The organism is Marinoscillum pacificum (genome assembly GCF_024714495.1).
GTDB lineage: Bacteria > Bacteroidota > Bacteroidia > Cytophagales > Cyclobacteriaceae > Marinoscillum > Marinoscillum pacificum.
In genome coordinates this window covers 231,572-246,551 of the sequence record NZ_JAMZMJ010000004.1, presented here as the reverse complement: position 1 = coordinate 246,551, position 14,980 = coordinate 231,572, and the positions used below count along the sequence as shown (strand labels likewise).

At 39.1% G+C, this 14,980-nt stretch carries 7 protein-coding genes; 4 read left to right on the top strand and 3 right to left on the bottom strand.

Features of this window, described 5'->3' with window-relative positions; all coding sequences use genetic code 11:
* The first annotated feature begins 57 nt into the window (after positions 1-57).
* The 4 genes from NXS00_RS12300 (at position 58) to NXS00_RS12285 (ending at position 10,311) form a co-directional block, all read left to right on the top strand.
* On the top strand, positions 58-7,716 hold the full coding sequence (locus NXS00_RS12300; protein ID WP_258099505.1) for a lamin tail domain-containing protein: 7,659 nt from the start codon (positions 58-60) through the stop codon (positions 7,714-7,716).
* A 163-nt stretch (positions 7,717-7,879) separates the two neighbouring features.
* On the top strand, positions 7,880-8,872 hold the full coding sequence (locus NXS00_RS12295) for a DUF4382 domain-containing protein (protein WP_258099504.1): 993 nt from the start codon (positions 7,880-7,882) through the stop codon (positions 8,870-8,872).
* A 107-nt stretch (positions 8,873-8,979) separates the two neighbouring features.
* The gene (locus NXS00_RS12290) at positions 8,980-9,273 is read left to right on the top strand and encodes a GNAT family N-acetyltransferase (protein WP_258099503.1); all 294 of its coding nucleotides are present in this window, start codon (positions 8,980-8,982) and stop codon (positions 9,271-9,273) included.
* 288 nt (positions 9,274-9,561) lie between these two features.
* Entirely contained in the window at positions 9,562-10,311 is a 750-nt protein-coding gene (locus NXS00_RS12285) for a hypothetical protein (RefSeq protein ID WP_258099502.1), read from the top strand.
* Positions 10,312-10,515: 204 nt separating this feature from the next.
* Here the strand turns inward: NXS00_RS12285 and NXS00_RS12280 are convergent, their stop codons facing one another.
* From NXS00_RS12280 to NXS00_RS12270, 3 genes are read right to left on the bottom strand one after another with little or no spacing between them, the layout of a single operon-like run.
* A complete protein-coding gene (locus NXS00_RS12280) occupies positions 10,516-11,886 on the bottom strand; it encodes a DUF4403 family protein (RefSeq protein WP_258099501.1) in 1,371 nt (456 codons plus the stop codon).
* A 38-nt stretch (positions 11,887-11,924) separates the two neighbouring features.
* Positions 11,925-14,513: an FtsX-like permease family protein gene (locus NXS00_RS12275; protein ID WP_258099500.1), complete on the bottom strand. Its 2,589-nt coding sequence runs from the start codon at positions 14,511-14,513 to the stop codon at positions 11,925-11,927.
* Positions 14,510-14,833 carry a PadR family transcriptional regulator gene (locus tag NXS00_RS12270; protein WP_258099499.1) on the bottom strand — a complete coding sequence of 108 codons (324 nt, stop codon included), beginning with the start codon at positions 14,831-14,833 and terminating at the stop codon, positions 14,510-14,512. Before NXS00_RS12270 ends, NXS00_RS12275 begins: the two co-directional genes overlap by 4 nt.
* Positions 14,834-14,980 lie beyond the last annotated feature (147 nt).

Sequence of the window (14,980 nt, the reverse complement as noted above, 5' to 3'; positions counted from 1 at the left end):
CTAATGTCTACAAAATAATATTTTAGTAAATTTAATTTTTGGCGAATTTAATATAAGATGAGCTTAAGAACCACTCTTTTTCCAATTATCCTTCTTTTTTGTTCCTACGGAATGGCTCAGGTTTCGGATGACTTTTCGGATGGGGATTTTACAAGTGATCCAGTATGGAGTGGTGATGTATCTCTTTGGCAGATTACCTCAGGTCAATTGAATTCTAATAACACAGGAACCAATACCTATTATCTTTCTACTGTTTCTGATTATAATGAATTGACCGAATGGAGTTTTTACGTCAATTTGAAGTTTTCAACAAGTGGCTCAAACTATGTAGATGTTTTTCTATCTTCTGATAACTCAGATTTAACCAGTACGCAAAATGGTTATTTTGTGAGAGTTGGGAACACACAAGATGAGATTGTATTGTATAAACTCATAGCCGGTGCGGAGACTCCATTGATAGACAATGCTGAAGGTACTGTTAATAGCTCATCAAATAATCCATTTGGGATAAAGGTTACTAGAGATGGATTAAATAACTGGACCTTATTTTATGACGATGGATATACAGGAAGCTATGTGGAAGCGGGTTCAATTGTTGATAATTCATTTACTTCTGGTACTCATTTTGGTTTTCAAATTATTCAATCATCTGCTTCAGGTCCAATTGGTAATCATTTTTTTGATGACATTGCCATTAAAGGACTTGATATTGATACGGTGATTGTTAATTCTGCTACTGAAATCATTGTTGATTTTTCTATGCCGATTTCTCAATCAGATATTGAAACTACCAGTAATTATTCGATATCTGGAATAACCATCTCTTCAGCAACTCAGGATGCTGCGGGTCCATCTAAAGTTGCGCTTACTCTTGATGGAGCAACTCCATTACTCACAAATTCATATACTATAAGCGTTTCCACTGACCTCACGAAAAACGACGCAATCAATTATGACTTTGATTACACGCAACTAGAGTTGAGTCAATTACTAACGCTTTCTGAAACAGAGATTCAATTAGTCTTTAACGATGAGTTGGATGAAGCTTCAGCTGAGACGGCATCAAACTACTCGATTGACAATGGTATTGGCCAACCACTATCTGCCTCTCTCGATACTGAGGATCAAAAGAGAGTTAACTTAACACTTGGAAATTCTCTTATAGAATCAACCACATTTCAGTTATCGGCATCCGGAATCGAAAACTCTTCTGGTAACAGTACATTTTCCGGTTCTCAAGATTTCACTTTTGTGATTCCTGTGGTAATAGATACCCTTTACGCTACATCGGAAAACTCTTGTTTAGTTGTCTTCAACAAATCCCTTAGTGAGTCCGTTGCAGAAACTGTTACTAACTATTCTCTGGATGGAGGAGTAGGTCTTGCAAGCTCAGCTGTTTTACAATCTGATGAGAAGTCAGTTGAACTGGCTTTTGATGCCACTTTCAGCGATCAGGCCTATACTTTGACAGTCAGCAATGTTGAGGACTTGGATGGCAATGTAATTGCTGATAACAGTATAGGCAGTTTCGATTATTTAAATCTAGCCATCACATCTCTTACTCAGGAAGGAGACAATGGTATTGCTGTGACTTTCAATCAAGACATAGATCCTACTAATATATCAACGCTCACTAACTATTCCTTAACAGAGATGGGTGCACCGAGCTCAGCATCTTTAAACAGTTCCAATCAGTTAATACTCACCTGGAGCAAATTGTACAATTCCTTGTATGAACTCAGCATAACAGGAATTGACAATATAGATCAGAATTCATCTCCAGAAGTGTTAACCAGTTCCATACAAATTGTTGTTGCAACAGAAGAACTTCATCTTGTCATCAATGAATTTTTGGCAGATCCCACACCATCAGTTGGCATGCCTATAGTAGAATTTGTTGAGATCTATAACACTAGTGATTATAGTATCAATATTGAAAATTTCACACTAGATGGCCAGACAATCGGAGCTTATCAAATTCCTGGTAACGGGTACGTGGTTTTAACAGATGAAAGCAATTTAGAAGACTTTGTTGTAAGCAATAAAATTGGAGTGAGCTCCATGGGTGCTTTGACCAATTCTGGTGATCAAATTGTATTGAAAGATCAATTTGGGAACCTGGTAGATAGCATCAATTATGTCACTACGGAGTGGTTTTCTGACTCGGAAAAAAGTGCCGGTGGATATAGTTTAGAGCGGGTCGACCCGTTACAACCTTGCTCGGACGGAAGCAACTGGATTGGCACTGAAAATGAAGGTGGTGGAACACCGGGAGAACAGAATTCAGTGTTTAATGACGTAGATGAAATGGCACCTAATCTAGTGTCAATTGAGGTGATCGGAGGAGACACTTTACTTTTGGTTTTTTCCGAGCCGATTGATGAATCCTCTTTAAGTATTTCATCATTTAGCTTAGAGGGATTTACTTTCAGCGAAGTTATTCCTATCTCATTTTCGTCATATTATGCTGTGATCTCTTCAGAGCTTGTTTCCGAGGAGTCATATACACTTGAGATAACAGATGTTTCAGACTGCCGAGACAATATCCAAGTGAGTCAATCTTCTGAGTTTTACTATGATGCAAAACCTCCTGTATTAGATTATCTAGCTCTAATTTCATCCAGTGAAGTTGCATTGGTGTTTGATGAGAAATTGCATATTTCCAATGCAGAAGATGAAGGTAGTTATTATCTCAATGGCTTTACAGTAGATCGAGCAGTAGTTCAGGATTCTGCAACGAACAGAGTGCATGTGTCTTTTGAAGAAGAATTCACATTGGGTGAAAGTTACGCATTAGGGTTTGCCAATCTAGCTGATGAAAACTCAAATGTTTTAGACTCCACTGGAGTCGTGTTTGAATACCGTAGTGCTATTGATTCTGTATGGATTGAGACTGCTAATGTGCTCCTAGTGAAGTACAACGATGAACCCTCTTCTACGGCTTTGGCAGTTACCAACTACCTGCTTGATGCTGATGTCAGGCCTACTCAGATTGTAGGAGACCTGTCTAGTAATTTGCTTTACCGATTGTCTTTTAGCGATAATTTTGAAGCTAATAATGAATTCATTTTATACATCTCAAATATTACAAGCCAGACAAGTTCGGAGAGGTTAATAACTCCTGCTGTTACTTTACTATATGACACTCGACCTCCAACGGTGTCTCAGGTTTTAGTTGAAAATGCTAATCAATTGTTAGTTGTCTTTGCGGAACCTATCAACTCAGAGACCGCCCAGAATTCAGCGAATTTCGAATTGGAAGATGGAGAGCAACCCATTGAGGTATCTGTGGAGTCATCAACCAATGTTCGACTAACTTTCAATCGCGACTTTCGAAAAGCGGAAACCTTATCAGTGAAAAACATTGCTGATATCTACGGAAACATAATGACATCTACACGGCGAGTTGAATTTGCTTATGATGTTACTCCACCAGTCATCAGCAATTCCTATCAGATATCTACAGATGAAATTGCCATTGATTTCAATGAGCAAATTGCCTTGATTAGTGCCCTAACATTAGCTAATTATTCAATAGCTGGCATCAACCCAGTAGAAGTTAAAATCCTAGGTCCTGATTCCACTCGTATGCGATTGAGGTTTGAATCTCTTGGACAGCAGATTGATTTGAATTTATCAGTGGTGGCAATTGAAGACCCTTACGGAAATGTGTCAACTGAGCAGGTGGTTCAGATCAATACATTACAGCCTAGAATTGTAGAGCTAATTGGATCAGTCAAATCCTCTGTGAAGGTCTCCTATAGTCAACCTGTGCAATTCGCGGATGTTGTTACCAATTACATTCTCCCAGGGTTCACTATTAATGAGGTGGTTAGGCTATCGCCATCAGCATACGAACTGAAAATTAGCGAGGAATTTCAGAGTGGAGACTCACTTCATCTTTCTGTACAAAATATTATAGGAACTAATAATCAAGCCCTTCAGAACACCTCTTTTGAGTCTCTTTATTCTACAGGGGTTGAGTCCATCAGCGTTCTGAATGATCAAACCATCTCGATTGATTTTGAATCAAGTATCTCCAGTTTGACTTCTGAAAATTTCGAAATCATGGGTTATAATGTACTGCTTGTATCACAAGACAGTGATGATCCTTCCTTTGTGAGGTTAACTTTAGAAAATAAGATTCAACCAGATGAGCCTTTTTTATTTAGCTGGATGGACATCATAGATGTGTTTGGAAGTTCATATCCAGACTATTCGCAATGGTTAATATTGGATCAAACTGCTCCTACATTTGCATCCATTCAGTCTGGGTTCTTTGGCAAAATGACATTGACATTTAGTGAGCCACTGGAAGAGTCTAGTATTGCTTCTATTAACAAATATCAAATTGAAGGTATAGGAACACCTGATGGAATTGAAGTCTTAGCCGATTCTATTGTTCTTTTAGACTTTAGCGATCAATTAAATATTGGTCAAACCTATACGATGTTTTTAGCAGCACTTTCTGATCAGTCTGGAAATGTCTCTATGCAAGACACGATCAGCTTTGAATATAATCCTCCTACCTTGCCAGAATACCAGGACCTAATTATCACTGAAATTATGGCTGATCCAACTCCATCAGCCGGCCTGCCAGAGGTGGAGTATATCGAGATCTACAATTTATCAAATAGAGCCTTCGATCTTCAAGGTTTGATTTTGTATGATGAGAACAATGAAGTTAGACTGCCTTCATATCTATTAGAAACGGATAGTTACGTGGTATTGATGTCTGATAACAATCGCTATCTGTTTGAGCGGGAGAATGTACTCGGTGTTGATGGGTTTCCTGGTTTGACGAATAGTGGAGAATCGCTTACTCTGAAAACAGTACTTAATCTGTTAATCGACTCTTTACACTACGAGTCATCCTGGTATCATGACAGTGTGAAGGATGAAGGAGGCTTTTCTTTAGAAAGAATAAGTTTCACAGGAACATGTTCTGATGAACAGAACTGGAAAGCCACCACAGATGAAACTGGGGGTACTCCAGGTGAGCAAAACTCTGTATTTCGTGAAGGATCAGATAGTGTTGCTCCAACGGTTTCAGTTTTTTCTAAAATCTCTAATTCCGAGGTTCTGATTGAATTCAGTGAACCAATGGATAGTTTGTCACTTCTGAATGTTACTTTTTCAGTAGAAGAGACCAATGTGATTAGTCGAGACGTGTCTGGTGACAATCATGAGTTCCTATCCATTCGATTTAACGAGTTGGCCGTTGGAAGTTATTATGTAGCCATAATTTCTGGAGCCAGAGATTGTACCGGGACTCTAATGAACGATACCACTTTTGTTTTTGGCTATGGTAGAGATCCTCAGCCCGGCGAGTTGGAGATTACAGAAGTGATGGCAGATCCTGATCCTTCCGTTGGGCTACCTTCAGCAGAATACATAGAAGTTTACAACAATACTGATGAATTACTCTCACTGGCTAATGTGCGATTTAGAGATAGTAACACATCGAGGTTGTTAGGTGATTATTTGATCACAGACAGTGCTTATGTGATTATAACAAGCGCAGAGGCTGCCATAGAATTTGCTGATTACGGTCAGGTAATAGGTTTGGCCGATTGGCCTTCTTTGACCAATTCAGGAGAAACTATTTCTCTAGCCACAGATATCACTATTGATGAAGTGAGTTATGAAGATGATTGGTATTTGGACCCTGAGAAAAAGTCTGGAGGGTATTCCCTGGAAATGATTAATCCTAATAGCGCCTGCCCAACATCGAGTAACTGGAGTGAATCACAAGATGTAAGTGGTGGTACACCAGGACGACAAAACAGTATCTACAGTGATGGGCCTGATGGGACAAAGCCTTTGGTCGCATCGTTTGAGGTTGTTGATAGTTATACTCTCCGGTTTACATTTAATGAAGTGATGGATAGCCTGTCCTTGTTATCTGCTAATGTTGAGGGTGTAATAGCAAGGAATAGGCTGGTAACAGATGATCGAAATCAAGAGTTGACTGTTGAATTATTGACAGAGATCGATGCTGCAACAGAACAAGTAATCCGACTGTCAAATGTCATGGATTGTTCAGGAAATTCAATTGATCCGGTTGAGTTTACTGTGGCATTAGGAGTAGCTCCCCAGTATAATGATTTAATCATCAGTGAAATTATGGCCGATCCAGATCCAACCATTGGGTTGCCTTCGGCAGAATATCTGGAGCTATACAATCGATCTACCTCCGTTTTAACGCTTGAAGGAGTTCAATTAATGGATGCCACAGATACAGTTGATCTTCCTGCGGTAACCGTGTTGTCAGGCGGATATTTGGTGTTGACTTCTACATCAAGAGTTGGAGATTTTGATCCTTCTATTCAGGTGGTAGGTGTTTCTGGTTGGAGTGCATTGAATAACTCTGGAGAGCGCTTATCACTAGTCTATAGAAATCAGGTAATGTTTGAAGTGACTTATGACGTGTCCTGGCATATAGAGAGTGCAAAAGATGGAGGTTACAGTTTGGAAATGAAAGACCTGAATAATCCTTGTGGTGGAAAAGAAAATTGGACGTCTTCTTCAAGTCCAGACGGAGGTACACCTGGAATAGCTAATGCTGCTTCAGAAGGAGTTCCTGATAATTTTGGCCCAACACTTCTTGCTGCTCGTGCAGTGAATACTTCTGTTGTTGAGCTCGTTTTTAATGAGCCTTTGGGAATCAATAGTCCAGAGAATACGGTATTGATATTTGAACCCTCACTAGCGGTTAGATCTATTTCTTTTGGTGAAACCAATCGCTCGCTTAATGTCTACCTGGAAGATAACCTGGTTAAAAATCAGCCTGTACAAATAGAGGTTTTTGGAGCTATAGATTGTCTGGGAAACTCAGTTCAAACTAATTCCGCCAGTTTTGTTTTGTCTGATGAAGGTGTTGTGGGAGATGTGGTTTTGAATGAAGTATTATTCAACCCAAGAACAGAAGGAGTAGATTTTATTGAATTACTTAATACCTCCAGCAAATATATTGATCTGTATGGTTGGGCTCTTGGCAATGAGCGAGAAGGAGGAGTAGCAAGCGGTAACTTGATTTTGGAACATTATATATTGAAACCTTCAGAATCTGTTGCTATTTCAACTGACACCATTACAGTAAAGAATCAATATCCTCAAACGACCAAAAATCAATTGCAGGTTTCGTCAATCCCGTCAATGCCGAATACTAATGGAGAGGTGTTGGTGTTCAATTCATCGGGAGAAATAATGGATCTGTTCTCTTATGATGAAGATTTTCATTTATCATTCCTGGAAAGTGTAGATGGAGTTTCACTGGAGCGTATTGATCCTAAAAGTGAAACTCAAGATCCAGATAACTGGACATCTGCATCATCCGCAGTTGGATTTGCAACTCCTGGAGCACTGAATTCACAGCAGTTTGATGTGCCTTTGGCTTCAGCTACAGTATCTATAGAGCCGAAAGTATTTGTTCCAGGAAATAGAAGTGCGGCTCATCAATCGTTCACCACCATTAATTATCAGTTAGATCAGGCGGGACAATTTGCTAATGTGACGGTTTATAATCAAATGGGGCAACCGGTGGCAGACCTGGCACGAGGTGAGTCACTAGGTACAACTGGGTTTTTCCGCTGGGATGGCACTTCTTATGGTGGCTCTGTAGTGCGAAGAGGTTATTATGTAGTGTTATTTGAGTTGTATGATAACTCTGGCAATGCACAAACGCTCAAACAAACCGTGGTTGTGGGCAAATAAATCCCCAGATTGATAATGATTTTCTACGATTGAGTAAAATCTCAACGATTCTGAAATTTCTCCTTTTCTATTTTGGATTGAGATTCAGTGACTTAGGTTATTTCCATGGTTTCTTGGCATGAAGCTGGCACTAAGGCTATTCGAACTAAAAATTGAATACATTATGAAAAGGACAAAACTTAATTTCTTAGCGGTAGCCAGTGTTTGCACAGCAATGGCTTTTACGTCATGCGATTCTAATGATGATGTGGAAGAGCCACAAAATACCAACTCGAAAGGAACAGTAAATGTAGCTGCTACAGATGCGGCAGTAGATGCGGAAAATGTAACAGGCGTTTTCTTGAATGTGAAGGGTATAGAAGTGGATGGAGATGACGATGCAAATGACGCTACTGTGATGTTTGATGCAACTCAGGAATTTAACCTGATGGCTTATCAAAACGGAAGAACTTATGATATGGGAAATCTGGAATTGAATGCAGGTACTTATTCTAATATTACATTTATTTTAGATGAAGATCAGCCAGCATATGTCCAATTTACCGATAATACTACTTCAAATGTGGACCTTGAGAGTAATACCAATGAGTATGAAATTATGGGTGACTTTGAAGTGATGGCAGAGTCTCAAACAGATCTAGTTGCCGATGTGGACTTGAGAAAGGCGTTTGTTGAAACGACTACAGAAGGTGAGTTTATGTTGAGATCAACTGCTAGACTTGTAAATGCAAACGTATCGGGTACCATTACAGGTACAGTAGAAAACTATGAGGAAATGAAAAGCCAAATGGAGGCTACTGGAGTAGAGGGCAAACTTGTAGTTTATGCCTATACAGATGGTATGTTTAATGATGCGGAAAAGGAAGATCAAGATGGGTCTGGACTAGAAGGTAGATTTGAGAACTCTATTAACAGTGCAGTTGTTGCTGATGATGGTACGTTTACACTTGCCTTCATGGAAGAATCAGATTATGAAATGGTAATTGGCGTATTTGAAAAAGACGCTTTGGAATCAGAGGAAGAAGAATATGAGTTTACTTCATTGATTCAAACCGAATTGGCAGTTGGAGGTTCTTTGGACGTAGTATTGGATATCTTAGGAGTAGAAGCGAACTCCAACACTGATATTTCTATCAGAATTGACCTTGGATCGTAATCCTTACATATGATTAAGGGTTACCAGCTTTAAGAATTTATTCCCTTTCATACACCTGGCCCATCGATTGACTATAATCGGTGGGCTTTTTTGGAAAACATCATCTTATGAGTATTACTAAGTCAAATTTAAGAGTACAACATGATCTAATTGGGAAAGTGTTGTTTATCAAAGTACGATCTGGAAATGCAGAGATGCATTATAAAAGACATGGAGACCAATATATCGAAATTATATCCACTTCTGTACCTACCGAGTCCAGAGGATTAGGAGTAGGCAGCGCTTTAGTAGAAGCAGTTATCAATTTTGCCATTGAACAACATTTAAAAATCAAATCGTCATGTGAGTTTGCAACGGCGTATTTTGAAAAGAATAAGGATTTCAAGAGCCTACTTGTATAAATGAGCACCATGCCATATCTTGCTAGTGATCAGATTGATTAGCCGAGGGTATATATGTCAAACCGCATTATGTTTCAACCCCCTCGGCTTTTTGTATAAATAAGGGTTTCACAAACATAGATTGTTCTCTTGTCAAAATGGCGTGAGTCGTTTCAAGAGAACCGAGGTGATAAATGTATAACTAAGCATTATGTTTCAAACTCCTCGGTTCTTGCTTTTTCTCAATTATTTCGATTTTCTTTGTTCTGTTTAAACCCTATTGACACACTGAGTGTCTTTGTCAATAGAATGAAGTATACCAACCTTTTATTATTATTTTGTGGGTTTGTCCTCTCCAGCTGTCTGGATACAGCTTTAGAAGCTACTGATAGTTATATCGTAAACCGATTGAGTTACCTGGATGGTGAATTTGACGATTTGGGTATTTCTAATGATCCGTTCAATATCATTGCCGTAACTCCTAAAAATAGGAGTAGTTGGAATGTCATAGTTGAATACTCTGGAGGATGTAATGAACACAGTTTCTATACGTGGTGGGATACTAATTGGGAAACTGCAGGACAGGAGCGATTTTTTCTCGCGCATCATGGCAATGGGGATGACTGTGATGCTACTGTGAGAGATACGCTCAATTTAAGTATCAATGAAATTTTTAACCAGAGTATAGCAGATTCTACGATCATTAGAATTGTAAATGAAAGTAACGGCAGGGATATCAGCGTAAATCCAAAATTGGCAAACATCATTCAGGGTGAGCAGTGTGGACTTGGGGCAGACATCATCATCAATCCATGTGGTAAAGGTATTTGGGATGATCGATGGATAATATTAGAAGATTCTGTAGACTCCTTGCCTGTTTGGATAATCCCAGTTAGGGCAGCTTCCGGTGTAAGTTTGGAAACCCCGAAAGAAGATGACTACTACGTAGGGTTTACTCTTCTATTTGGATTTGAATCAGCAGAATTGAGTAATTCCTGTTATTTGACCGATGCAGGATATGCGGTACCTGCGTTTATCAACTGTTTTGAAGAACTATAAAAAAGCCTCCTTGCTTGTAGAGGAGGCCTTAGTCAAACCGCTTGAGGAAGGGGATCTAACTTAACCAATCTGAACCCCATTATACTATTTTTAGCTATAGAAAATCCGCCGATTGATTTTCTATTGATTCAAATATCATTCATCAATTAGTTTTATTTATAGGTCAATTTCGTAAATCGAAAAATTAGGCATTACTCCTAATTTCTATTGGAATAACCCATTTTTAAGAGTTAACTGAGAGGATCCCTCCACCACAAATATCCATTGAATAAACTCTTCAGTACATCTGAACTGATAGGTTTGAATGTTGTCAAACTTGACCCTCACTCCTAGTTTATGCTTGATTGGAGTGCTGGCAATTCCTTTTACAATAAGCTCATCCAACTTCTCAAAAAATGGTTTTGTGTCAATTTGTACTTGAGAGGAAAGGTATTCTTCTATGAATTGATGTGATAACCAGTCGGCCATGTTCAACAAGTTATCATCTGATTTGATTTCATACTTAAATTCAGACAAACTCATCGATCGATCAGTATTCAAAACCGGAACACCGCTGACCTTCACTTTGCCCTTTACATCACCTGAAACAGTCAGGTCTATCTGTAATCGTTGACCAGAGGGCTTCACATCTGCAGACTCGATATTGATTTCGTATCCTTCATATTCAAAGGACTTTCCAGACAATGTTTTGGAGAGCAATGAAGAAAGATCTGAGTAAGATATTCTCACATCTGGATATAGCATCAATCTATTGTCCGTATTTAATGGGTTTTTTCTAACTGGGAGAGCGTTAGGCTTTACCGATTTTACGTTAGGCGAAAGCTGAATATCCGAACGGTATTCTACATGAAGTGAAAGGGTGTCTCTTTTATTGGTTAAAAGTTCTCCGTTTAGCGCTGAAGGATTGGTATACAAATAAAGTGGTAGTGGATCTTGTGCCACTCGCAAAGGAGATTGAATTTCTGAATAGACATTGCTAAGAATATCTCTGAAATTAAAGGCACTTTGAACGGCCTGACATATCACATTGGATAAATCATCTGTATGAGATTCAATAGCATTTTCAACGGCTTTTTGTACATTAAAGGAGATGCCCATAATGGAAAACTCATCCATTCCTTCCAGATCAAAGCTGCGATATTGACAAGCTAACTCCATGTCCCAATTATTATTAAGGCCGACTTGAGCAGATGCTCTTAGAGTGCCAGAAAATGCTATGGGACTGTCCTCATTTGAGAAAGTTATTCCCAAAACCTTCTTCTTAATGGCAGCCTCTACATCCAGCGGAATAGAGGCAAATACTTCATTGCCTTTCATGTTAAGAGACAGCTCTCCTTTTCGAACAACCTTAAGAAAGAGCGTGTCTTTGTCATCTTTCAAGGCAACAGCATCGTCAAAGAGTGTTTCTGGAAGCACTCTGTTAACTCCAGTTTGCAATTCCTTAATCGGAAACTCAACCCGAAAACTTAAGTAAGAAGGAGGGGTCTCCTGAGGAGGTAATAATTGATCCGATTCTTTGGTAAGCTGATCACATCCTAGTACCAAAGACAACACAAGTATCCATAGCTTTTTCATCTACCTGTGAAGTAATAAAAAAGCTATGGAAATATTGGCTATTCGTCCTTCAAATAATTCACGGGATTTGCTTTTGTTGCTTTCAACGATTGGTAGCCCACTGTCAGAATGACCAGTGCACACATGATAATTAATGTCTCCACTATCGTGAACCAGGAGAATTCGGATTGGTAATAAAAATCAGAGACCCACTGATTGATAAAATAGACTACCAATGGCACACCAATGATGAATGCTGCTCCTATCCAAAGGGCAAACTCTTTGAAAATCAATTGCAATAACCCGGATATTTCGGCTCCTAGCACTTTTCGGATACTTAGCTCTTTTTGACGTTTTTGAATAATGAACAGTGTTAATCCATACAACCCCATACAAGCAATGATGATTGATATTACAGAGAAGAGCGATATCAATCCAAGAAAACGCGCTTCCGACTCATAGAGCTGTTTGATTCTGTCATCCAAAAAAGTGTAATTGAAATTGGTAGTGGCTCCCAGCTCGGACCACATGTCTGCGATCTCACTCAGCTCCGAATCGATATTGGTCATGTCAATTTTGCAACTGATAAATCGATGTACTGGATGTTGTGCAGTTCGATGGAAAATGAGTGTAGGTTCTATTTTATTTTGGAGAGACTCAAAGTGAAAGTCTTCGACAATACCAATCACATTAATGCGGTGATCTCCGATCTTGATCACGTTGTTTGCATCTGTCTCAAATTCAAAAGCTTTCATCGCTGCTTCGTTGAGAATGACTGAGGTGCGTTGATCGCCTTCAGAGTCAGCAAGGAACGAGTTCCCGCTTTTTAAAGTAATGCCATAGGTGTCCAGGAAGTTGGCATCTACATAGGTGTAACTCATGCGTAGTGGATTGCCGTTCCACCCATCAGGTTTGACAAATGTGAAACTACGAGACCATTCAGTAGGTACAGATCTGCTGATAGAAAGATCTTTGATATACGATTTGTTCTTAAGCTCATTTTTAAATGTGTTTAACCGCGTAATGCCTTCTTCTCTGTTTGTGAAATCTCTTGCGGAAGCACTTATGATTAGCGTTTCTTCTGAGTCAAAACCCATGTTTTTGTCAGACATGTACATGATTTGATTTTTTACTAGCAGAGTGGCACTAATCAGAATGACAGCTATTGTGAATTGAACGATAACTAGAACATTTCTAAGGTTGGCAGATTTTCCAAAACTCAATCGTTGTTTCAGTACATCCAAGACGCGAATAGATGATAGATAGAATGCTGGATAACTTCCACTTAAAACGGCAAGAAGAACAATCAAAACTGCAATGCCTCCTGCGAAAGGAGTCCAACCAAGTAGGTCAATGGAGATAGCTACATCAAACAAATGATTGAAATAGGGCAATGTGATGAGTACAATAGTTACTCCTATCAAAGTGGCGATAGTTGACATGACCGTAGCTTCAGCCATGAATTGCGTTTTTAACTGACCTTGATAGGCGCCAAGCACTTTTCTCAATCCAATTTCTTTAGATCGCTGAGATGCATGTGCAGTTGATAGATTCATGAAATTGATAATGGCAATAAGTAGTATGCCCAATCCGATGTAGAGCAGAGTTGAAGCAGTTGATTGATCTCCAAGAAAGGTGTTGTAGTATTCAGAATAAGGTAATAGCTTAAAATTGGTGTTGTTTCGTGCTTCTTTGTCCCATAGACTTTCTACAAGATCTGGAAATGCAGCTTCCAATTCCTCTGGATTTGATCGGCTTACTATAAAAGTTTCAATAAATGAACTTCCCCAGTTGTTAACAAAGTCTGGATACGCAGGAATAGAGCTCATTTGCAGAACCATTTGTGGTCTAATCGAAATGTTTGCAGGGTAGTCATCAATCACTCCAGATACCAGGTAGCGTTTGGTTGTATCTTCTTCAGGCAGATATAACTCTAGCTCTTCTCCAAGAGCATTCTCTTTGCCAAAATGTTTTAAAGCAAGTTCCTTACTTAAGATAACAGAACTCTTGTCTTGAAATGGTTTACTTGCTGAGCCATGCAGCAGTTTGAAATTAAATACTTCAAAAAAGTGTTCATCAGTGTAAAGGAGTTCCTCATTGATAAATTGGGAACCTTTCACCACTTTGGCTTCTGCGGCAAATGTTTTGGTTCCATTGGTGATTTCTGGATACGTCTCAACGAGTTTGTTTCGCATGGGTACCCACGTATCATAGGTGGGCTGCGTACCATCTGGTGTGATGCGCTCCTTATAAGCTAAATATATTTGATCCTTGTTCTCGAAAAAGCTGTCATGCATCAGAATCTGAAAAGCATATAGTGAAATGAGTATAAATGCAGCGACTCCTGAAGCCAATCCGAAGATGTTGATTGCCGAAAAGGTCTTACGCTTTTGGAGGTTTCTAAAGGCAATTTTGAGGTAGTTGGTAAAAATCATGTTGTTAAGTCGTAGTTGGTAGATTGATTTAAGATTAGATGGTTTTAGTGAACCAATGGCTTCAAGCACGTACTTTCTTCTTGCTTTGCGTTCGCCTTCTGTTTCTGCACGCCACATAAATGCTTCATGCAAATCCCCAATGATTTCATCTGCCAGATCAGGTCTACAAAACCTGGAGAGCACTCTTTCTGGCCATTTTGGAGGATTTATCATGCGCTAAAATTGAATTTTGGAATTACTTTCCACATTTCAGTGCGTTTTTGTTGAAGATCCCTGGCTGCCTCAAAGCCCTTATTAGTTGCTGTGTAGATGCGTTTGCGCCTACCACCTCTCTCCGCTGTTGGTTCGCCCATTTTAGAGTTTACAAGGCCTTTGTTTTCCAATCGTTTAAGAACCACATGAATAGCAGGAAGTGAAATGGACTGGTTTAGCTGTTTTTGGTATTCTTTGGCAATATCTACTCCATAAGTTTCCTCCTTCATCAGTAGGATGATCAAAATCATTTCTTCAAGCGTACCGAGCTGTAAATTCATATGATTAATAAATGTTTAAGTAATCAATACGGGTATGATTAATTTTTGTTTAACTAATAAGCGAACAGCTATGCTTTTTTTGCTAGATCGGTCAGAAAATGGACATATTGGTAGTTATTTCACATTAATTAATCTTCATACAAATTC